23 protein-coding genes and 1 tRNA gene are annotated in these 20,954 nt (G+C 65.0%); 7 read left to right on the plus strand and 17 right to left on the minus strand.

The window, feature by feature from the left end; translation table 11 throughout:
* The first annotated feature begins 411 nt into the window (after positions 1 to 411).
* Positions 412 to 485: transfer RNA gene (locus D1F64_RS12645), tRNA-Gln, on the plus strand.
* Between the two features lie 141 nt (positions 486 to 626).
* Here the strand turns inward: D1F64_RS12645 and D1F64_RS12650 are convergent.
* Positions 627 to 1,193, minus strand: coding sequence for a UbiX family flavin prenyltransferase (locus D1F64_RS12650; RefSeq protein ID WP_117412733.1), 567 nt, complete (start codon positions 1,191 to 1,193; stop codon positions 627 to 629).
* Positions 1,190 to 2,710, minus strand: coding sequence for a UbiD family decarboxylase (locus D1F64_RS12655; protein ID WP_117412734.1), 1,521 nt, complete (start codon positions 2,708 to 2,710; stop codon positions 1,190 to 1,192). Before D1F64_RS12655 ends, D1F64_RS12650 begins: the two co-directional genes overlap by 4 nt.
* Before the next feature lie 154 nt (positions 2,711 to 2,864).
* Between D1F64_RS12655 and D1F64_RS12660 the strand changes: the two genes are divergently transcribed.
* From D1F64_RS12660 to D1F64_RS12670, 3 genes are read left to right on the plus strand one after another with little or no spacing between them, the layout of a single operon-like run.
* Positions 2,865 to 3,392, plus strand: coding sequence for an SCP2 sterol-binding domain-containing protein (locus tag D1F64_RS12660; RefSeq protein ID WP_162901522.1), 528 nt, complete (start codon positions 2,865 to 2,867; stop codon positions 3,390 to 3,392).
* 22 nt (positions 3,393 to 3,414) lie between these two features.
* On the plus strand, positions 3,415 to 4,428 hold the full coding sequence (locus D1F64_RS12665) for a peptidase U32 family protein (protein WP_117412736.1): 1,014 nt from the start codon (positions 3,415 to 3,417) through the stop codon (positions 4,426 to 4,428).
* Positions 4,429 to 4,439: 11 nt separating this feature from the next.
* Entirely contained in the window at positions 4,440 to 5,336 is an 897-nt protein-coding gene (locus D1F64_RS12670) for a U32 family peptidase (RefSeq protein ID WP_117412737.1), read from the plus strand.
* Positions 5,337 to 5,594: 258 nt separating this feature from the next.
* On the opposite strand, the gene D1F64_RS12680 is transcribed toward D1F64_RS12670, so the two are convergent.
* The 4 genes from D1F64_RS12680 to D1F64_RS12695 all read right to left on the minus strand — a co-directional run bounded on the left by D1F64_RS12680 (position 5,595) and on the right by D1F64_RS12695 (position 9,225).
* A complete protein-coding gene (locus D1F64_RS12680) occupies positions 5,595 to 7,028 on the minus strand; it encodes a hypothetical protein (protein WP_205470456.1) in 1,434 nt (477 codons plus the stop codon).
* Positions 7,029 to 7,180: 152 nt separating this feature from the next.
* Positions 7,181 to 7,363 carry a DUF1127 domain-containing protein gene (locus tag D1F64_RS12685; RefSeq protein ID WP_117412739.1) on the minus strand — a complete coding sequence of 61 codons (183 nt, stop codon included), beginning with the start codon at positions 7,361 to 7,363 and terminating at the stop codon, positions 7,181 to 7,183.
* A gap of 162 nt (positions 7,364 to 7,525) precedes the next feature.
* Positions 7,526 to 8,119, minus strand: a complete 594-nt coding sequence (locus D1F64_RS12690; RefSeq protein WP_162901523.1) for a GNAT family N-acetyltransferase — start codon at positions 8,117 to 8,119, stop codon at positions 7,526 to 7,528.
* Between the two features lie 35 nt (positions 8,120 to 8,154).
* Complete coding sequence (locus D1F64_RS12695; protein WP_117412741.1) at positions 8,155 to 9,225, minus strand: class I SAM-dependent methyltransferase; 1,071 nt, start codon at positions 9,223 to 9,225, stop codon at positions 8,155 to 8,157.
* A 150-nt stretch (positions 9,226 to 9,375) separates the two neighbouring features.
* Between D1F64_RS12695 and D1F64_RS12700 the strand changes: the two genes are divergently transcribed.
* Entirely contained in the window at positions 9,376 to 10,407 is a 1,032-nt protein-coding gene (locus D1F64_RS12700) for a helix-turn-helix domain-containing protein (protein ID WP_117412742.1), read from the plus strand.
* A gap of 84 nt (positions 10,408 to 10,491) precedes the next feature.
* Positions 10,492 to 11,448 carry an IS481 family transposase gene (locus tag D1F64_RS12705; RefSeq protein ID WP_117412743.1) on the plus strand — a complete coding sequence of 319 codons (957 nt, stop codon included), beginning with the start codon at positions 10,492 to 10,494 and terminating at the stop codon, positions 11,446 to 11,448.
* On the opposite strand, the gene D1F64_RS25425 is transcribed toward D1F64_RS12705, so the two are convergent.
* The 9 genes from D1F64_RS25425 to D1F64_RS12735 form a co-directional block, all read right to left on the minus strand.
* Positions 11,445 to 11,612 carry a zinc-binding dehydrogenase gene (locus tag D1F64_RS25425; protein WP_346432230.1) on the minus strand — a complete coding sequence of 56 codons (168 nt, stop codon included), beginning with the start codon at positions 11,610 to 11,612 and terminating at the stop codon, positions 11,445 to 11,447. The genes D1F64_RS12705 and D1F64_RS25425 overlap by 4 nt on opposite strands.
* On the minus strand, positions 11,609 to 12,421 hold the full coding sequence (locus D1F64_RS12710; protein WP_346432231.1) for an NAD(P)H-quinone oxidoreductase: 813 nt from the start codon (positions 12,419 to 12,421) through the stop codon (positions 11,609 to 11,611). Before D1F64_RS12710 ends, D1F64_RS25425 begins: the two co-directional genes overlap by 4 nt.
* An 8-nt stretch (positions 12,422 to 12,429) precedes the next feature.
* The gene (locus tag D1F64_RS12715) at positions 12,430 to 13,281 is read right to left on the minus strand and encodes a fumarylacetoacetate hydrolase family protein (RefSeq protein ID WP_117412744.1); all 852 of its coding nucleotides are present in this window, start codon (positions 13,279 to 13,281) and stop codon (positions 12,430 to 12,432) included.
* A gap of 56 nt (positions 13,282 to 13,337) precedes the next feature.
* Positions 13,338 to 14,318: a VOC family protein gene (locus D1F64_RS12720; RefSeq protein WP_117412745.1), complete on the minus strand. Its 981-nt coding sequence runs from the start codon at positions 14,316 to 14,318 to the stop codon at positions 13,338 to 13,340.
* Positions 14,319 to 14,374: 56 nt separating this feature from the next.
* Positions 14,375 to 14,743: a hypothetical protein gene (locus tag D1F64_RS23835; protein WP_205470457.1), complete on the minus strand. Its 369-nt coding sequence runs from the start codon at positions 14,741 to 14,743 to the stop codon at positions 14,375 to 14,377.
* Entirely contained in the window at positions 14,731 to 15,402 is a 672-nt protein-coding gene (locus D1F64_RS12725) for a hypothetical protein (RefSeq protein WP_205470458.1), read from the minus strand. Before D1F64_RS12725 ends, D1F64_RS23835 begins: the two co-directional genes overlap by 13 nt.
* Positions 15,403 to 15,504: 102 nt before the next feature.
* Positions 15,505 to 15,843, minus strand: a complete 339-nt coding sequence (locus tag D1F64_RS25115; RefSeq protein ID WP_256372898.1) for a TRAP transporter large permease subunit — start codon at positions 15,841 to 15,843, stop codon at positions 15,505 to 15,507.
* Complete coding sequence (locus D1F64_RS12730; RefSeq protein ID WP_205470460.1) at positions 15,840 to 16,805, minus strand: TRAP transporter large permease subunit; 966 nt, start codon at positions 16,803 to 16,805, stop codon at positions 15,840 to 15,842. Before D1F64_RS12730 ends, D1F64_RS25115 begins: the two co-directional genes overlap by 4 nt.
* 76 nt (positions 16,806 to 16,881) lie before the next feature.
* Entirely contained in the window at positions 16,882 to 17,346 is a 465-nt protein-coding gene (locus tag D1F64_RS12735; RefSeq protein WP_205470461.1) for a TRAP transporter small permease subunit, read from the minus strand.
* 145 nt (positions 17,347 to 17,491) lie between these two features.
* On the opposite strand from D1F64_RS12735, the gene D1F64_RS12740 reads away from it, so the two are divergent.
* A complete protein-coding gene (locus tag D1F64_RS12740; protein WP_256372899.1) occupies positions 17,492 to 18,295 on the plus strand; it encodes a helix-turn-helix domain-containing protein in 804 nt (267 codons plus the stop codon).
* Positions 18,296 to 18,383: 88 nt separating this feature from the next.
* Here D1F64_RS12740 and D1F64_RS12745 read toward each other — a convergent pair whose 3' ends face one another.
* Positions 18,384 to 19,850 carry a bifunctional 3-(3-hydroxy-phenyl)propionate/3-hydroxycinnamic acid hydroxylase gene (locus D1F64_RS12745; RefSeq protein ID WP_205470462.1) on the minus strand — a complete coding sequence of 489 codons (1,467 nt, stop codon included), beginning with the start codon at positions 19,848 to 19,850 and terminating at the stop codon, positions 18,384 to 18,386.
* 189 nt (positions 19,851 to 20,039) lie between these two features.
* Positions 20,040 to 20,912, minus strand: a complete 873-nt coding sequence (locus tag D1F64_RS12750) for a 3-keto-5-aminohexanoate cleavage protein (protein WP_117412748.1) — start codon at positions 20,910 to 20,912, stop codon at positions 20,040 to 20,042.
* Positions 20,913 to 20,954: the final 42 nt, after the last annotated feature.

Genomic DNA, 20,954 nt, shown 5'->3' on the forward strand with positions numbered 1-20,954 from the left:
ACGGCCGTTCCGGCCCGTCTTCACCCGAATCCATAAGGTCTGAACCTTCCGAACCGCCGGTATCGCCAAGGAAGCGGCGGTCTCGATATCTACGTTGACCCGAGTGTACCACCTCCCCGCCCCCCGCAAGCGTTACCCCTTGCCGTCGGTCGAAGCGCCCGCGCCCCTCGCTGAGACCCGCGGCCCTTTCTCACCCCGGTGGACCGCCGTCCGTGCCGCGGCGCGCCCGCGAAGCGCGCTTGTTGAAAAACCCGCGCCAGACAGTTGCATCGCTTCCGATCGCGCGATATAAGCCCACCCAACGACTGCGGTGCCGGCATCTGGCGCTCGCCGGATTCCATATCCGGTCCGTTCCGCGCCTCGCACGCATCCACACGATGACGTGCTGTTTCGCCGGACACGCGGTTCAGTTGGGGAATAGGTTAACGGTAGACCCGCGGACTCTGACTCCGCTAGTCCTGGTTCGAATCCAGGTTCCCCAGCCAATCTTCCTTACAAACAATCGAAGACATGCGAGATCACGCCCGCTGCGACTCCGCGTTCGCGCGGCAATAGACGCCTGTCGGGTCCAGGACTCGGGCCCGCAACCGGTGCGAATGCGGCCCAGACGGCGCGGCGCATGCGATTCAGACGCGCCAGCGGCGCAGGCTCTCCCCCGGGTCGAGCCCGGCGGTGGCGACCGCGCGCGCGGCGATCTGACGGACCATGTCCTCGAGGCTTTCGATCGGCGCGTAAAACGGCGGCACGGGCGGCGACACGATGGCGCCCATGCGGGTGACCTTCAGCATGGCCTCGAGATGACCCTCATGCAGCGGCGCCTCGCGCGCCAGCAGCACCAGCCGCCGGCGCTCCTTCAGCGTCACGTCGGCGGCGCGCGCCAGCAGACCTTCTCCGACGCCATGGGCGATCGACGCCAAACTGCGCATGGAACAGGGTGCAACGATCATCGCGTCCATGGGAAACGACCCGCTGGCGATCGGCGCGGCGAGATCATCAATGTCGTGCACGAAGCTGGCGGCGCGGCCGATTTCCGCGCGCGCGCAGGCGCCCAATTCATGCGCGATGGTCCGCTCCGCGCCCGCGCTGACGACGAGATGGGTCTCGGCGCCGATTCGGCCGAGCGCCTCCAGCACGGCGCGTCCGAGACAGGCGCCCGAGGCGCCCGAGATGCCGACGATCACGCGCGCGCTCATGACACCATGTCCTCCGTTGCGGATTGCGGCGCGGCGGCGAACAGCGCCTCCCAGCGCTCGTCGACCCGCGCTGTCAGCTCTTTCGGCATCAGGAGCCGCGCCGCGAACGGCCGCGCGGTCTCCGCGCCGATCTTGACCGTCGCGTCGATGCCGAGCTTGCCGCCCAGACCCTCCAGCGGGCTGGCGAAATCGAGCTGGTCCACCGGCGTGCGCTCCAGCACCATCATGTCGCGCGAAGGATCGGCGCGCGTCGCCACCGCCCACATGACGTCGGACCAGGAGCGGATGTCGATGTCACCGTCGACGACGATGACATATTTGGTCATCGAGAACTGCGGCAGCAGTGACCAGAAGCCCATCATCACCCGCCGCGCCTGGCCGGCGTAGCGCTTGTCGATCGACAGCACCGCGATGCGGTAGGAGCAGGCCTCCGGCGGCAGATACACGTCCAGGATTTCCGGTATCGACTGCCGCAGCAGCGGCGCGAAGACATCGGTGAGCGCCGCGCCGATCACCGACGGCTCGTCCGGCGCGCGGCCGGTGAAGGTGGACAGATAGGGCGCGTCGGGGCGCATGCGCAGCCGCGACAGGCGGAACACCGGATAGGACGCGGCGTCGTTGTAGTAGCCGGTGTGGTCACCGAACGGTCCCTCCAGCGCCTGCTCGTCGCAGGCCACCAGACCTTCGGCGACAATGCCGGCGCTTTCCGGCACATGCAGGGCGACGGTCTCGCACGGCGCCAGGCGCGGGCGGCGGCCGTTGATGATGCCGGACAGGGCCAACTCGCTGACGCCCTCGGGCGCCGGCATCACCGCGGCCAGCAATGTCGCAGGATCGCAACCGATGACGACCGCGACAGGCATGGACTCGCCGCGCGCCGCCCAGAGCCGGTGATGCCGCGCGCCGCCGCGCATCGGCAGCCAGCGCACGATCGCCCGGTTCGCCGCCAGCACCTGCATCCGGTAGACGCCGAGATTGTAGCCGCGCGGATCGTCCGCGCCGGGCGGCCGCGTTATCACGATGCCCCATGTGATCAGCGGCCCGGCGTCACCCGGCCAGCAGGTCTGTACGGGCAGCGCGGTGAGATCATTGGCCACCGCGCGCAACGCCGCGGGCGCGGCGACGCGTTTGGGCCGCGTCGCCAGTCCCGCGCGGGCGACCGGCAGCATGGCGCGCAACCCGCCGAGGCCCTCCGGCGGCGTCGGCGCCCGCAGGGCGGCGAGAAACTCGCCAAAGCGGCCCAGATCGCAGGCGGCCAGCCCCAGCCCAGCCGCCACTCTTTCGCGCGTGCCGAACAGGTTGGTGAACAGAGGCCGCGTGAACGTCGCGCCACCGTCCCCGACCGGCTGGTCGAAGCGCAGCACCGGACCACCGTCGGCGATCACACGGCGGTGGATCTCGGTCGCCTCGAGCCGGACGGAGACCGCCGACGCAATCGGGCACACATCCTGGCGCGCCTCGAGGAAGGCGAGAAACGCCGGCAGGTCGGGGAAATCCGGCAAGGTCCGCAAATGCATCCTGGGTCTCAAACCTCTCTCGCCTCGCGGGTCCGGCCCGGTCGCGCCGGCGGTGAAGGCTTGGACCTTAATCAGCCGCCCGGCCTTGACGTTGATCAAGGCTGGAGAACCGGCCCCGCGCCTAGGGTGGCGGCATCGAAATCGCGAGGCCATGATGAGCGAACGCGGCGAACTTCCACGACTGGTGTCGCTTCTGGCGCGGCCGCTGCCGCGCGCTCCGCTGGCGCTGCTGCTGACCCGGGCCACGCGCCGGCTTCTGCATCAACGCCCGGATCTGACCGGGCGGCTCGGCGCGACCGCCCGGGTGACGATCGGCATCATCCCAACCGACCTGCCGTTCGCCTTCGCCGTGCTCCTCGACGGTGATCGCGCCCGGGTCGATGTCGTCGATCGTCACGGACTCGATGAGGCGGCCGCACGCATCAGCGGGCCGCTGCTGCTGCTGCTCGGATTGCTCGACGGCACCTATGACGGCGACGCCCTGTTCTTTTCGCGCGATCTGGTGATCGAAGGCGCCACCGAGCACGTGCTGGCGCTGCGCAACACGCTGGAAGAGGCCGCCCTGACACCGGCGGATTTCGCCGGCCTCACCGGACAAACCGCCGGCCTCGTCAATCGTGGCGCGGTCCACGCTTTCGCCGCCGCGCGCCGCGTCCTGCGCGCACCCCTGCCCTCAGCCTGACCCGCCTGACGAAAGCCCGCCCATGACTCCACATCCCGGCAACGCCGGTCCGCCGCTCGAACTGGTCTGCCCCGCCGGCACGCCCTCCGCCCTGCGTGCCGCGGTCGATGCCGGCGCGCACGCCGTCTACTGCGGCTACAACAACGAGACCAACGCGCGTAATTTCCCGGGTCTGAATTTCTCCGAGGCCGACATGGCGAAGGCGGTCGGCTACGCCCATGACGCCGGCGCCAAGGTTCTCGTCGCCATCAACACCTTCGCCCGCGCCGGCCAGATAGAGACCTGGCGGCGCGCCGTTGACTCCGCCGCCGACGCCGGAGCCGACGCCATCATCGCCGCCGATATCGCCGTCCTCGACCACGCCGCACAGCGCGCGACGCGGCTACATCTGTCGGTCCAGGCGGCCGCCAACACGCCCGAGGCGATCCGCTTCTATGTGCGCAATTTCGGCGTCAAGCGGGTCGTGCTGCCACGCGTGCTGTCGGTGGAGGAAATCGCGAAGCTCAACCGCGAGATCGACGTGGAAACGGAGGTCTTCGTGTTTGGCGGGCTCTGCGTGATGACCGAGGGGCGCTGCGCCGTGTCCTCCTACGCCACCGGAGAATCTCCAAACCTGTCGGGCGTCTGTTCGCCGCCCAGCCATGTCGCCTACGAGGAGGACACCGGCGGCACGCTTGTCGCGCGGCTTGGCGGCTTCACCATCGATCGGTTCAAGACCGGCGAACCCACCGGTTACCCAACCCTGTGCAAGGGGCAGTTCGCGGCCGGCGGCAAAACCGGCTACCTGTTCGAGGATCCGGTCAGCCTCAACGCCGTGGCGCTGTTTCCCGCCCTCCGAAAGGCCGGGGTAACGGCGCTGAAGATCGAGGGCCGGCAGCGCGGCAAAGCCTATGTCGCCCAGGTCGTGCGCGCGTTTCGAAGCGCCGTCGATGCGCTTGAGCGCGGCGAGGAGGACACGGGGCTTGCCGGCCGTCTCGCGGCCCTGAGCGAGGGCGGCCAGCAGACGACCGGCGCCTACCGCAAGACCTGGCGCTGAAGGAGACAGCCGTGGCATCGATCGAACTCGCCCTCGGGCCCTGCTTCTTCAACTGGTCGGCGGACCATTTCGCCGACTTCTACGCCCGCATCGCCGACGAGGCGCCGGTCGAGCGCGTCTATCTCGGCGAGGTGATTTGCGGCAAGCGCATGCCGTTCACAGACAGGATCTGGCCGAAGCTGATCGAGCGGCTGCAGCGCGGCGGCAAGACGGTCGTGCTGTCGACGCTGGCGATGCCGGCGACGGTGCGCGAGCGCAAGACGATCGCCGAATGGGCCGGTCTCGACATGCCCATCGAAATCAACGACATGTCCGCGCTGGAAGCGCGCGCCAGCCGCCCGTTCGTCGCGGGCCCCTTCCTCAACGTCTACAATGAGGCAACGCTGAACTTTCTCGCCGCGCGCGGCGCCACCGACTGGTGTCCACCCGTCGAGGCGCCGCTGACGACCGTCGCGGCGGCGGCCGCCGCCTGTCCCGAGGTGACGGTGGAGATGTTCGCCTTCGGCCGGTTGCCGCTCGCACTCTCGAGCCGCTGCTACCACGCCAGGGTGCATGGATTGAGCAAGGATTCCTGCCAGTTCGTCTGCGAAAAGGATGCCGACGGCCTGGCGGTGAAGACGCTCGCGGACCAGGAATTCCTCGCGGTCAACGGCATCCAGACCCTGTCACATGCCTGCCAGACCGTCCTTTTGGATCCGGGCCGGCTGGCGGCGCACGGCATCGGCCGGTTGCGCCTGTCGCCGCATATGCTCGACATGGTGGCGGTGGCCGGGCTTTACCGGACACTGCTCGACGGCGTCATCGCGCCCGGGGAAGCCGAAACGCGACTCCTCCAAATGGCGTTGCCTGGCGCACCATGCAACGCCTACCTCACAGGAGAACCGGGATGGAAAAGACTCTCGGTCTGATTTCGGGCGCGCCCACGCGCGACGGCCAGCAATGCAACCTGCTGGCGGCCGAACGGGCCGCCATCGGCCGCATCCGCCGTTTGCTCGCCGATCTGCACCTGCCCTGCCATTGCCAGGATGAAGTCGACACCGTGATGGCCGAATTGGACCATTGGGAAGGCTTGCGGTTCAAGCGAAAGCTTATGCGCGAGGCCCGGCGATCGATCGTGCAATTGGTCGCCGGCTTCGAGTTTCTGAACGACATTGCCAGAACGCCGGTCAGCCAATTCGATCAGGACACCTGCCGCGATCACGCGGAAACACTGCGCTTTCTCGCCGGAATCGCCGTCTCGGCAGCCGATGTGCTCGACAAGATCGCCGACGCGGATCCGGAGCCAGACTGACGCGCCAGGCCGCCGCCGTCTTCGCGGTTCGGCCCGCGCGCATGACGCGTCTCGATGCGGCAGTGCCTTGTCGACGTTTTCCGATTTCCAGCATGAGGACGGCTTGCGTCCCTGTGATGCCGGCGGAACCGATGGTCCCGCCAGCATCTGTGGCCTCCATGGCGTCAGTGGGCGTGAAAGTCTTCCGCCTCGGGGTCAGCATGATCGTGTTGACCGTCAGGCCCGCGTCCTTGAACGTGTCAATGCTGGCGAGCGTCTTGCCCGCCACCAGGTCAATCACGGAGATCGAGCCGTCGTTCATGCCGGGGATGTTGATCAGGCTGTTCTGCACATAGGCGCGCGTACCGTCCGGCGAAAACACCATGTGGTGGGCGCCGCCCGCCGCCTCGGCCGCGTAGAGGTGCCTGGGCGCGCGCGGATCGGAGATGTCGAAGGCGTTGAGATGCCCCGGCAGCGCCGTGGTGACGTAGGCCCGGTCGCCGGCGGCGTTGAAATAGACCTCCAGCGCCATCCCCTGCCCGATCGCGGCGAAATCGAAATCGCCGCGGAAGCTGAACGTCTCAGACTCCGGCTGCCATTCGGCGATCCAGATGCGGCCCTCGATCATGTTGGTGATGTAGGCGACCGGCGGATTGGCGCCCGGGACGAAGAACGCCTCGACGGGCGCCGTGCCCGAGGGCGACGGCTTGTCGGCGACCTTGTGCGTCGACAGGATCTTGCCGGTGCTCGGCTGGACGACCACGATCGACTCGCCGGCATCCGTCGGATCCTTCGGGTTGATCGTGCTCGTCACCAGCATACGGTCGATGCCGTCGTGCACGGTGATGCCGTGCGGATAGGGCGCTGGCATCGGCAACGTTTCAAGCACCTCGTCCGTTTCCGCGTCGCCGACGATGACCACCGAGCTTCCCATGCAGGTGAGATACCAGCGGTTCTGCGCCTCGGAGAAGGCGAGATCCTCGCCGACGACGCAGCCGGGAACGGCAACGACCCTGGTCCGGTACGGGAAGCTCGTCACGTCGAGCACCCACAGTTCGGAACGGCCGAGCGAGGTGACGTAGGCCCGCTCACGCGTCGGATTGTAGAAGATGTGGTGCGACATCAGGTCCGGCGGCAGCGGAATCTGGGCAAGGATCTTGCCATAGTCCGGCGCCTGCGGGTCGAGTTCGATAAAGGCGATGCCCTCCTGGCGAACGGTCTGCTGGCCCTTGGTTTCATAGAGAACCAGCGCCGTCTGCTCCGCCCGCGCGGATGCGGCGCCAAGCCCGAGCGCGACGGCAAGCGCCGCAATTGCAATGGTCTTTCTCATTGTCGTTTTCCTCGTCTTTCTGTCTTGATCGAAGGGAAGGGTTGCCCGTCCTCGCGCGCCCTTCACGCTACGAAGTGGGGAATCGACCGCGTCCGGTCCGGACGGAGCATTTGAAGGGAGCTTTTGAAGGAAGTGGCGGGCCGGCTGGCCGTTCAGCGAGCCGGCCATGACGCTTTGCGGCGCGCGCCGCGCCCGATGTCGTATCGCGTCAGGCCGATATCGGTAAGCTCGGCATCGGAAAGTCCGTGCACCGTCTGCGGCTTGCGGCGCATACGACGCGCGGCGAGCATGGTCGTCGCAGTGGCGAGCGCCGCGCGTGCAATGGTCTTTATCATTGTTCAATTCCTTGTCTTTTACGCACCAGTCGAAGGATAGGTTCGGCCGTCTCCGCGCGCCTTTCAGGCTGCGAAGCTGGAACCATTCGGGCCGAGCCCGGCTCGACGATCGTTGTTGCAATATGCAGCCGCCGGCTCAGCGGCGCGGCTTTCGGGCGCGGTTCAAACCGCCATTCGGACGGCCGGCACGCAGCCGCCATCGATCCGCTTCGTCATCCTGATGCAGGCGAAGCCGCCGCCACGGTTCAGCGCCAGCCGTTCGCTTCCCTGCCCCAGATAACCGAGCCGCTCATAAAGTGCCGCGCCGGACAGCGTCGCAGTCAACGTGAACTCAGGTATTCCATGCTCGACTGCATCCCGTTCGGTGCGCGCCATGATTGACGTCGCGATGCCGCGTCTTGCAGCGGCAGGGTCCACGAACACACTGCGCACGGTTGGCAAGGCCGCCGTTGCAGTGCTGCCGCCGAGCCCTCTCGTGTAGCCGGGTCGCCGGCGCGTCCAGCCTCCGCTGCCGAGAATCCTTCCGGCCTGGTTCTCGGTAACGAAGAAGTGGCCCTCAGCGACAATCGCGTCGTCCATCGTCCTGTATTGGGTGAGGAATCCGGCAATCTCGTCGTCCGAATAGAAAGCCCCTCCCAAGACCCACATCGATTTTTGCTGCATGGCACGAATAGCCGGGACGTCGGCGGGTCGTGCATGGCGAATGCTCGCGCGCGCCGAGACGGCGGTTGGTGCCATCGGACGTGTCTTTGCCATCTGGGTTGCCATCTGGGTCGACGCGGTGCGGCGCGTCAGCGCCGCACCTCGAAGATGAAGTTGAACGCGGTTTCCGCTGCGCGCCGGAAATGCGTGAAGCCGGCCTTGCGGAACACTTCTGCCAGGCGCGCCTGGCCCGCCTGCGCGCCCAGCACCATGGCGCCGCCCTCGGAAACCGCGTGCGCGCAACAGATCGTGGTCGATGCCGAGTAGTAAAGTTGCGCCACCGGCGAGAGGTTGTCCTTGACGTGGTCATGCGCGAACGGTTCGACCAGCAGCACCGTGCCGCCGGGCGCAAGCGTCTTCGCCGCATGGCGCGCAGCCGCGACCGGGTCTCCGAGATCATGAAGGATGTCGAAGAAGCAGATCAGGCCGAATTGCCCATCCGGATAATCGTCGGCGCGTGTGAGCGAGAACTCGACGCGGTCGGAAACACCCGCTGCCGCCGCATTGCGCCTCGCCTCATCGAGCGAGCCAGGATGCGTGTCGAAGCCGTGAAAGCGCGAATTCGGAAACGCCTGCGCCATCAGCAGCGTCGAGTGGCCGTAGCCGCAACCGACGTCGGCGACCGAAATGCCGGCCGCAAGCTGGTCGACAACTCCGTCCAGCGCCGGCAGCCATTGCTGCACCAGATTGGCACGGTAGCCGTTGCGGAAAAACGCAGCCGAGCCGCAGGAGAGCCGCGTGTCATGCTCGCCCCAGGCGACGCCCTTGCCGGTCCGGAAGGCCTCAAGCGACTTCGGCTCATCGAACCACATCGACGCCGGCACGTTCCAGGCATGCGGGATGAACACGGGGCTGTCCTCGTCGGCCAGCACCATCGCCTGCTCGGGAAGCAGTTCGTAGGTGTTGCTGAGCCCGTGATAGGCAATGTAGCCACCGGCCGCCTGGGCGTTCAGCCATTCGGCGACGTAACGTTCGGCGCAATTGGCGCGCTTGGCAATTTCCGTGGCGCTCAGCGGACCGGCGCCGGCCATGGCCTTGTAGAGGCCAAGCTTGCTTCCCAGGCTGATCATGACGCCGGTGTAGCCGGCCGTCACGTCGCTGATGGCGCGTGTTGCAAAGGCCTCGAGTCTTGCCTGGTCGATCTTCGGTGTATCCAGCATGGAAGTGCTCCTTCATTTGTTTGAGTTGCATTCAGAAGTTGCCGTGATGTTGGCCTTCGGGCAGGCTGCGCGACAGAGCCGCATTCGCCCGCAATAGGTCCGTTCGTGCCAATTGAGGCCTGTTCTTGCGGCGCGGCGCGAGAGGCAGCGATGACCCAACAGTCAAACCACAACGGATCGTCACCGCTTCGGGTCTGCATCGTCGCTTTGCCTGATGCGGTCATTTCGACGCTGGCCGGGATCTTCGACGTCATGAACGGCGTTTCGACGATGGGGATCGCCAGCCCCGGCGCGGAGCATCCATTCACGGTCGAAATCGTCGGTGAGCAGGTGGGGCCGTTGCGGCTTGCTAGCGGCGTGCCCATCGACGTGCAGCATTCGATCGAGGACATCGCCGCCTGCGACATCCTCATCGTCCCGTCGGTGCTGTTGAGACCCGGCGGATGGGAGACCGGCCGCTACCCGGCTCTCATCGAGTGGATCAAGCGGATGCATGATGGCGGCGCGCGGCTGTGCTCGGCCTGTTCAGGCGTCTTTCTGCTCGCGGAGACCGGGTTGTTCGACGGAAAGGACGCGACCGTCCATTTCGGCTATGCAAGCCAGTTTGCCGCCTGCTATCCCGCCGTGCCAATTCACCCTGAGCGCGTGCTGGTGATCTCGGGCACGCGAGAGGATCTTGTCAGTTCGGGCGCGTCGAACACATGGCACGACATGGTGCTCTACCTGATCGCCCATCACGTCGGCGCCACGGTTGCGCAGGAGGTCGCGCGCATGTTCGCGCTGCAATGGCACCAGGACGGGCTCGCGCCCTACATGATCTTCGAAGGCAGAAAGGACCACGGCGATGCCGAAATCCAGCACGCGCAGGAGTGGCTCGTGAACCACTTCTCGGTCGCCAATCCTGTCGATGAAATGATCAAGCGGTCCAGCCTCGCCGAACGCACGTTTAAGCGGCGATTCGCGGATGTGACCGGTCTCGCGCCGCTCGCCTATGTGCAACGCCTCAGGATCGAGGACGCCAAGCGACGGCTCGAGCGCACCACTTCTCCCGTGGACGAGATCAGCTGGCGCGTTGGCTATGAGGACGCCGCATTCTTCCGCCGGCTGTTCAAGCGCACCACCGGAATGACGCCGGGCGCCTATCGGCGACGGTTCCAGATCCCGGCGTTCGCTCGCGGCTAGATGTGAGCTTTCAACAGGTTGTCCATTCGGACCTGACCGAGGAGACTGGAGTTACCACGCTTCAGCACGCATCGGAGGGTCCGAATGAACATCCACAAGAATGCCCGCCTGACACCGTTGCGTCGAGGGGAGATGGCCCAAGCGGTCATTGAAGGTCGTCTTTCCCGGGCCCAGGCGGCGCGGGTCTATGGCGTGTCGGCCAAGATCGTTGCCCGGTGGGCCGAACGCTACAGGGCGGAAGGCCCGGCCGGCATGGTCGACCGCTCCTCTCGGCCAGGCCGGATGCCCAGCGCAACCGATCCGCTCCTCTGTGAACGCATCATCGCCCTGCGCCGTCAGCGCTGGACAGGTAAGCACATCGCTCGGGAGGTCGGCGTGTCACCGGCCACCGTCAGCCGGGCGCTGCGGCGGGCAGGCCTCTCCCGGCTCAAGGACCTCGATCCGGCCGAACCGGTGCGCCGCTATGAACGCCAGCATCCGGGCGAGTTGATCCACATCGACATCAAGAAACTCGGTCGGTTCGACCGCGTCGGCCACCGCATCACCGGCGATCGCACCGGCCAGTCCAACAGCCGCGGTGTCGGCTGGGAGTTTGTCCATGTCTGCATCGACGATGCCTCGCGCATCGCCTTCAGCCAGATCTTGCCCGACGAGAAGAAACACAGTGCGGTCGCTTTCCTGCGCGCCGCGCTCGCCTATTACGAGAGCCTGGGCGTCACCGTCACCCGCGTCATGACCGACAATGGCGCCTGCTACAAATCGAAAGCCTTCGCAAAAGCCTGCCGCGATCTCGGCCTCAAGCACATCCGCACCCGACCCTACACGCCCAAGACAAACGGCAAGGCCGAACGCTTCATACAGACCGCGTTGCGGGAATGGGCCTATGCCATCGCCTACCCAACGTCACGCCATCGCGCAGCCGAACTGCCGATCTGGCTACACCGCTACAATTGGCACCGGCCACATGGCAGCCTAAAATCCAAAACACCGATCAGTCGACTCGATCTAACCGAGGACAACCTCTTGAGGCTCCACAGCTAGAGCGTAAGAACGACCTTGCCGAAGTGCGCGCCTTTTTCCACGAGGCGATGGGCTTCGGCCGCCTCTGACAAGGCGAACGTCGCGTGCACATGCGGCCGCATCGCGCCCTTCTCCACCAGCGGCATCATATCGCGTCGCACCGTCTTGACGATCTCGCCCTTCATCTCGGGCGACAGGGCCGTAATGTCGAACCGGTTATCGTCAGCCGCCGCCGCAGGATGGCCTCCAGACTGATCGTGACCTCCCGCCCGCCCTGCAGTGAAATCAGCGCATAGCGTCCATCGGCCGCCAGGCAACCGATGTTCGCCGCAGTGAAATCGCCTCCGACCATATCGAGAATGACGTCCACACCCCGGCCACCCGTCGCCCGCATGACCGCGTCCGCCCAGTCTCCCGCGGAACTGTCGATGGCGTGCTCCGCGCCCATCGTCAGGCAGTAGGCGGCCTTTTCCGCTCCGCGTGACGTCGTCATCGCAATCGCGCCAAGCGAACGCGCCCGGGCGATGGCGTGAGACCCGATCCCCGACGATCCGCCGTGGACAAGCAAGGTTTCGCCGGATTTGAGCCCGCCGCGCGTGACCATGTTGAACTCCACGGTCAGCGCCACTTCCGGCAGCCCCGCCGCCTCGATATCGCTGAGACCTTGCGGAACAGGTATCGCGTGCCGATGGTCGACCTTGCAGAACTCGGCATAGCCGCCGCCGTGAACAAGCGCCATGACCCTGTCGCCCGGCGCAAATCCGGCTACACCGGATCCCATGGCCTCGACGATTCCGGCGACCTCCAAGCCGGGGATCGGACTGGCGTCGGCGGGGACCGGATAGCGTCCAGCGCGCTGCGCCAGATCCGGCCGGTTGACGCCGGCGGCCTTGACCTCGATCAGCAACTCGCCCGGACCGATTTCCGGAACCGGCACGTCGCCGAGAACAAGCACCTCGGGGCCTCCCGGCTCCCGGATCTGGATCGCCTTCATCGCCCGCCTCACACTTCGTCCACAATGTCGTTTGACAGGGTGCCGATGCCGGTGATCTCGACCTCGATCCGGTCACCGGCCTTCATGAACAGCTTCGGCTCGCGGAACAGCCCCACGCCGCTCGGTGTTCCGGTTGCGATAATGTCTCCGGGAAGCAGTTCCGTGACGGTTGAGAGATATTCGATCAGCGCCGGGATATCGAAGGCAAGATCCGAAATCGGCGCCGACTGCACCACATCGCCGTTCAAGCGCGTGGTCATGAACTGAGCGGCGGGATCCGTCAGTTCGTCGGCGGTCACGAGCCACGGCCCCATCGAACCGCTGCGGTCGAAATTCTTGCCCGCCCAGAACTGGCTCGTGTGCCGCTGGAAGTCGCGAATGGAGCCGTCGTTGAAGCAGCTGTAGCCCGCGACATGCTCCATCGCCCTGGCGGCGGGGATGGCCCGTCCGGGCTTGCCGATCACCACCGCCAGTTCACCCTCAAAATCGAACCAGTCCGAGACCTTTGGGCGGACCAGCGGTACATCGTGACCGACGACCGAGGACGGATAGCGCGTGAAGATCGAGGGCTTTTGCGGTGCGTCGCGGCCCGTCTCGCGGATATGGGTCATGTAGTTGAGCCCGATGCACAGGATCTTGTCCGGGTTGGGGACCGGAGACAGCAAAACGACATCGGACAATGCGAGTTCCGTGCCCTCGCGTGTGGCCGGCTCCAGTTCCGCAAGCCCGTCGCCCGCCAGCACGGCGCGCAGATCGGCGTATTTCGCGCGAAACGCCGCGCCGGCATCGCGGATTGTGTCCTTGTCGACGATCCCGTAGGACGCCGTTCCGTCGGGCATGGTGTAGGAAGAGATGCGCATACGTTGTCTCCGCTGTGCTTGCGTATGGTGTTGTCTTGAGGGAAGGATCGGGGCGGCTATTCCCGCCCGATGACGCTCTCCAGCCAGGCGCAATTGCTGGCGGGGTCGTTCGCGCGCAGGCCGCGGCGGGCCGCGTCAAGGCGCATTGCCTTCAGGCGTTCCCGATCGGGGGAATCTTCGGGCATATAAAGCCGCTCGTGCCCCCAGTAGCTCGGACCGTCGAACGTCTCGTGGGGCTGCCAGGTCGCGGGATTGATCACGCGCGCACCCCAGCCGTATTCAACGAAAAATCCCGATGGCGAGTTCATGTAGTAGCTCATCATGTGATCGTTGGAGTGCCGACCGAGCGTGTAGGCCACGCGCCCGTCTTCTTCCTGGGCAAGGTCGTAGCCCTGGCCGACGTCGTCCAGCGACAGGAGTTCGACCATGAAATGGTGCAATCCCTGGCGGCCCGAGCCGACCATGGCAAAGCTGTGATGGCGCCCGTTGAGATGGAAGAAATAGAGCTTGTAGGGTTTCAGGCCATAGTCGGTGACATGAAATCCGAGAAGATCGCGGTAGAACGGCAGCAGCACGTCGACATTGCGCGCGTGCAGCACGGCATGTCCCATTCCCAGCGCGCCCGTCTTGAAGCCGGAGATCTGTCTGCCCGGCCTGAACGGATCGGCCGCGATGTCCGGACCGCAGAACACCTCGATCCGGTTGCCTTCCGGATCGGGAAACGAGATCAGCCGGGCCACATGGCGTTCATCGGCGAGCGCCGTCGCCTCCGATTTGACCCGCACACCGGCGTTTTCAAGCCGGCCCGCCAATCGGTCGAGTTCGCCGGCGCTTGCCACCTCCCAGCCCATGAAGTCCAGCCCCTCGGACCCCTCCCCGGTCACGATCAGGCGCTGCTTGCGGTCGTCCATCCGGAACGCGCGAACCGGGCCGCCGGCATCGACCTGCTGCATGCCCAGAAGGTCGGTCGCGAAATGTGTCCAGTCGGAGGTCTTCGTCGATCGGACGCCGATGTAGCCGAGTGCCGAGAGTGTCATTCCGATTCTCTCTCCTGTCGTGCCGCCCGTTCCCGGACGGCACGGTCATGAAAAGGTCAGTTGCCGTTTGCAGCCCGATGCGTGTCCAGCGCCTGGACAAGGGCGTCGTAAATGGCCTGTCCATTGTCGTTTTGCGCGATCCAGTTGGTCGCCGCGACGGAAACGGCATCGTGCCACGCCATCGCAAGATCGCCTTCCGGCACAACGAGCTGCGGCTTGTGGGTTGCCATCACCCGCTCCTTCGCTTCCGCGACGTTCTGGTCGAAAGACCGGCCGAAGCGCTTGGAAAACGCGGCGCCGGAGAACCTGTCGATCGCGGCCTTCGCCTGATCCGAAAGGCTCTCGTATTTCGCCTTGTTCATCACGATCAGCATCGGCGTGGCGCCAAGCGGCACCTCGTTGTAGTGCGTGATCACTTCGCCCATGCGGAATGTCTCCACCGCCCCCATTGGGCAAAGGTCGCATCGATCAGACCGCGGCTGATGGCTTCGGCGACCGTCGGACCGGTAATGCCGCCAACCGGTACGGCGCCCAGCGCATCGATCGCGGACAACATGGTGGGTCCCGGCGCGCGAACGTTCATTCCCGACATGTCCTGAGGGACCTTCACCGGCTTTGTCGCGGCGACAAAGTTCACCGAGGAGACGCAAATGCACAGCATCTTGAACTTCTCGTAGTCACCCTTGAGCAGCCCTTGCTCATAGAGCTGCCACATGGCCGCCGACCCGGAGGCGGAATCCGTGATCAGGAACGGAAGTTCTCCGACCGTCCCTTCCTGAAAGCGGCCCGGCGAGTAGCCGGGAATGACCCAGGCAATGTCCGCCACACCGTCCTCGACAAGCTTCAGTTGCTGTGCCGGGTTGCGGCCCAGCGTGCCGCCGGCGAAAATCTTGATGTCCAGCTCCCCGTTTGACGCGTCGCTCACGTCCTTTGCCCAGGGCGTGATGATTTGCGCCGTCACATGCGCGACCGGCGGCTCGAAACTTGACAGGCGCAGGGTCTCGGCACGAGCCCCGGAGGGCGCATATGTGGCGGCGAGTGCGGCGGCGAATGTGGCGGCCATAGCGGTGGCGCGAAGCGTCATGGTTTCCTCCCAAGGATGCTTTGTTGTGATGCGCAAACGGTAGTGCAAGCGACTGTGACTGGCGCTGCCAAGCTCTGATTTGTCCAATCTGCGGACAGTCCTTCAGCGCAGCACGCCCGGCAGCCACAACGTGAGTTGCGGGAACACGGTCAGGATCGCAAGGCGGACGATATCGGCGCACATGAAAGGCACGACCCCGCGATAGATCGTTCTCAGGGAAAGCTCCCGGTACATCGATTTGAGCAGCATCACATTGATGCCGATCGGTGGCGTGAGCATTCCCATGCCGATCACCATGATGTTGATCACTCCCCACCAAAGCAGGTCGTATCCGAGGTTCTGAATCACCGGGATCACGAAGGGCAGAGTGATGACCATGGCCGCGACTTCATCGAAGAAGGCGCCGAGAAAAATGTAGAGCAGAAGCAAGCCGCAGATCACCGCCAACGGGGGACCGTCAGCGACGCGATTCCATCGACAACAAACGCGGCGCCGCCGGTCACGGCGACGAAATAGGAGAAAATCGTCGCGCCGAACACCATCACGTAGATCATCGCCGTGGCGGAGCTGGCCTCTGAAAGCACACGCAGAATCGCGGCTCGATTGAGGCGGCGGCGGCCGAGCGCGAAGACGAACGCGACGACAACGCCAACTGCCGCCGCTTCGTTGACGGTGAAGACACCGGAATAGATCCCGCCCATGACGATCACGACCAGGACGATGACGCCCCAACCACGCCCGATGGCCGCCATCCGCTCCTGGAACGAGAGTCTCTCGCCGCTCGGCGCGGAGTCCGGGTCAAGCAGCACGGCGATCTGTACGGCGATGACATACAGCAGCACGGCGATTGCCGCGGGAACGAGAGCCGCGGTGAACAATTCCAGCACCGACTGCTCGGTGAGGACCGAATAAAGGATCATCATGCTTGACGGCGGCACGATGATGCCAAGAGTGCCGCCGGCCGCGATCGATCCCGCCGCCAGCCCCGGCTTGTATCCGCGTGACAGCATTTCAGGCATGGCCACACGCCCGAAGGTTGCCGTCGTCGCGACCCCGGACCCGCAGACGGCGCCAAAGCCCGCGCTGGCGAGCACCGTTGTCGTCGCCAGCCCGCCGCGCTTGTGGCCGATCAGCGCATAGGCCATGTCGTAGATGTCCGTCGCCAGCCCGCCGGCGGCCGCCAGGCTCCCCATGAGCATGAACAGCGGAATCACCGCGAGATCCAGATTGGCCATGGCCGAGGCCGGCTCGCTCGCCATCAGGGAAAAGGCCGGACCCCACCCCACGATCTGCGCGAAACCGACGACGCCGCACAGCGCCATCGAGATCCCGATCGGCACATGAAGCGCGATCAGTGCGAGCATCAGGACAAAGCCGATCAACGCGATGAGAAGAGGATCCAAGTGACTAACCTTCTTTGGAGGCTTGGGAAATCCGGCCTTGCGAGCACAGGCCAATGCGGACGACGGGCCGGCGCGTCTAGCCTTGCTGCGCGCGGCGCGCGAAGACGGCCATGAGATCCGTGACGAAAACCACGGACTGAACGACGACCGCGAGCCACATCATCACGGCCGCGACGCTCCACCAGGGCCAGACGGGCCATGCAAGAACCCAGGTCCGGTCCCCGGTTTCCCGCAAACCCGCCGCGTAGGGCACGAACTGCCAGGCGATCAAGCCGATAAAGACGAGGGTCAAAAGACTGGAAAACGCTTCGAGCGCGCGCTGAAGGCGCGCGCCCCCGATGGCTCCGAAGACTTCAACCCGGATGTTCTGTTTCATCGCGAGATTGGCCGGGATGCAGGAAGAAATCACGATCGCCATGACCACCGCGCTGACGTCGTTGACCCCCTGAATCGGCCATTGGAAAAGCCAGCGCAGAAGGATATCCAGCGTCGTCATCATCGCCAGCGCGAACAGGCCGAAAAAGCCGATCAGCGCCAGCATTCGTGCGAAGGCCTTCGAGTGCATGTCCAACGATGTCATGGTTCCCTCCCCAGGCTGTCGTCGTGATGCAACCTTGCGCGCAGTCTTTACAGGGCATGGCGTGCGTGCAAATGTCCGCCCTCGGATGTCCACGGTGCGGACAGCAGTGGGAGGCACTCAGATTTCAACGTTCGGCGCAGTCAGATCCCTGCAACGGGGGCTCGAGGTTCTTCAGGCCATCAACCGGCACAATGGCTTGAAAGCGGCCGATGTCGCCAAGGTCGTCGGTATCCCGCGTCCGACGGCCTACCGGCTGCTGGAGACGCTCGAAAGCATGGAACTGGTCGTTCGCGGCCCGTCCGAGGACACGTGGCGGCCGACGCTTCACACGAAGTCGCTGAGTTCCGGTTTTCGCGACGAGGACTGGGTGGCGCAGATCGCCGTGCCCGAAATGGTCAAGCTCGGGAGGCAGGTTCTCTGGCCTCTCGATCTGGTGGTGTTTCGCAACTACCGGATGGAGGTTCGCGAATCGACCCACAACATCAGCCCGTTTTCGGTCGATCACGGCATGGTCGGGCGTGGGCTTCCGGTGCTCGATACCGCGAGCGGTCGCGTCTACCTGGCGCTTTGCGGGGACAACGAACGCGAACAGATCCTTGCGGGACTGGAGGCTGAACTGGGCGTACCCCAACCCTTTTACCTCGAGGACGGCCCGCTTGATCAGATTCTGGACAGGATCCACGAACTCGGCGTCGGTTACCGCATGACGGGCGTCAACGCCAAGACAATGAGCATTTCCGCCGCCATCTCGTGTCATGGCCAGCCGGTCGCCTTCCTGACCATGATCTGGATCTCCTCCGCCTTGAAATTCGACAAGGCGATCGAGCTCTATCGCGAACCGCTGCTCGATACGGCGAAGGCGATTTCGGAACCGCTTTCGCGGCAATTGGCGCAAAACACCGATTTGTAGCGATCCAGCATACGCCGCACGTCGTGCGGATCGCAGGCGGCGGCGCAATAGCGGTCGGGACGAACCAGCATGACCTGATCGCGATGCGTCAACAAGGGGCGGCCTGAAACGCGGTCATTGAGCGACGCCCGGATCGGATCCCCCTGCCCTCTCCCGCGCCAAGACAAAGCTTTTCGAGCGGCAGGCCAAGCAAATCCGTGTCCTCAAGCGCGGCAAGCGCTTCAGCCCCCGTCTCGTCCTGGGCAATCAGCGCGAAACCGGTTCCCAGAGCGCTGTCGAGCGGGCCCGGGGCCCCGTTTGTACGAATGTCCGGCTGCGGAATCATCTCGCCCACGAGCGAGGCTTCGAACTTTGGTGCGTCGAGATCCAGATAGAGGCCGCCGGGGTGCCTGGGCTTTGGCTTGAACCGCATCTGAACAAGATAGTCTTTCACGGCCGGGAACGGCTCGAGCGCACGCAGCAAATGGTCCCGGAACCGCAAGGCGTCCTCGTCCATCGGCATCACGACGTTGCCCATCGTCACCGCAAGCTGGATCATGTCCCAGATGGGCTTCCGGCGTTCCGTTTCAAAGCTGTCGAGGATCGAGGCATCGGCGCCGCCCTTCAGTGTTGCGGCGATCTTCCACGTCACGTTGTGGGCATCGCGCAAGCCGGCGTTCATCCCCTGCCCCGCGAACGGCGGCGTGAGATGAGCGGCATCTCCCAACAGCACGATCCGGTCATCGCGGAACCGTTCGGCAATGCGCGCGTGAAATGTGTATACCGTCTTGCGGACGATCTTTTTCTCGTCATGCACCCGGAACGGTTGGAGGAGTCTTGCGAGAAAGCCGCTATCCAGAACCTGTTCCCGCGTCTCGCCGGGAAGCAGCATGAATTCATAGCGGCGCCCGCCGTTGGGCGCGGGAACGCTGACGGCCGGACGTTCGTTGCTGCAAAAAAACTTGGAGAAGGCGGACGTGTCGGGATCGTCGAGCGTGTCGAGCACGATCCAGTCCTGCTCATAGGTATTGCCGTGCATCTCGATGCCAAGAAGCTCGCGTATCGGGCTCTTTCCACCATCGCAGGCAAGCACCCAGTCGGCCACGATCTCATGCACCGCGCCCTGCGCGTCGCGCACGGTGACATGTGCCTTGCCGTTTGCGCACGCGATCGCGGTCACCTCAGAGGAAAACCGCAAGGCGCCCGGCGCCTGTTCCTCGAGACGCGACCGCAGGGCGGCTTCCATCTCCGGCTGATAGATATACTGCCGCTTCGAGAATCCGTATGTCCTCGGTCCCGCTCCGGTTTCCGCGAAACAGACCCCGGCGTCGCTGTAGTAGCGCGAGCCGACGCCCTCAAGCGTCTGCGCCACATATGTCTTGTCGAGACCGAAAACCTGAAGCGTCCGCGCGCCCTCGTCGTCAAGAACGATCGCGCGGGGAAGGTTGAGCGGCGCGGCTTCGCGCTCAAGCAGGAGGAACTCCACCCCGTATGCCGCGAGCAAATTGGCCGCGGTAAGCCCGGTCGGCCCACCACCCACAATCACAACCGGAACCTCTCGCACGTAGGCTGTCATGCCTCGTTCTCCTCCTCAATCCGCGTCTCGATAGTGCATCTGATAGAGCCCGTGACGACGCCCGCGTCCATTGCAAGCGCCGACGTGTTCGCTTGGCGGACAGCCCGTCGCGCCCGTCCGATCACCCGCCCGGCGAACACGCCTGCCCGCCAGTCCATCAACGGTCGTGGTGCGCGGTAACCCTGGCGCTCACGCCCGCAGGTCGAGCATGGAACGAACGTCCGATGCCGTGAGCAGCGCGACACCGAGCTCGTCGAGAATGCGCCGCGCCTTCTCGACCATGGCGGCGTTGGACGGCGCCTTCACCCCGCGTGCCAGCCAGACGCCGTCTTCAAGGCCGATCCTGACGTTGCCGCCCGCGAGCGCGGATTGCGCGACCATGGGAAACGCCCATTTCCCGGTCGCGAAGGCGGACCAGATTGCATCCTTGGGCAGCATGTCGCGAGCGTAGAGAACCGTTTCGGGGGACGGACGAAAGCCGTATTTGATCCCCATGACGATCGAACACAGCGGCGGCTTCGCGAAGCACCCCTCCGCGTACAAATCATTGAGAATGTTGACATCACCGCTGTCGAACAGCTCGATCTCGGGCCGCACGCCGACGCTCTGGATCAGTTCCGCCATCCGTCGGATCGACGGCAGCGTGTTGATGACGACCTCATTGCCGAACACCATCGTGTTCAGATCGAGCGTTGCGATGTCGGGCTTGATCTCCAGAATGTGCTGAACCCTGAGGTCCGCGCGCAGCAGGTTCGTCTTGGGTCCGGCGACAGCGGGATCCTCGTCGGAAGGATGATAACGGCCGCCATTTCCGGTGGTCAGGTTGATCACCACGTCCTGGTTGACGCCCCGTATGCGGTCGACGACTTCCCGGTACAGGTCCACCCTCATCGAGGGGAGCTGGGTCTCGGGATCGCGCACATGAATATGGACAATCGCGGCGCCCGCCTCCGCCGCCGCCAGACAGTCCCGGGCGATTTCCCCGGGCGTGATGGGGAGGTGTTCGTTTTGCGCCCGCGTCGTGAAATTGCCGAGAACGGCGCACGTCAGGAATGTCGGCATGGGATTGCCCTCAGATGAATGCTGCGGTCTGTCTGACGCCGT

Origin of the sequence: Breoghania sp. L-A4, assembly GCF_003432385.1 — a bacterium.
GTDB lineage: Bacteria > Pseudomonadota > Alphaproteobacteria > Rhizobiales > Stappiaceae > Breoghania.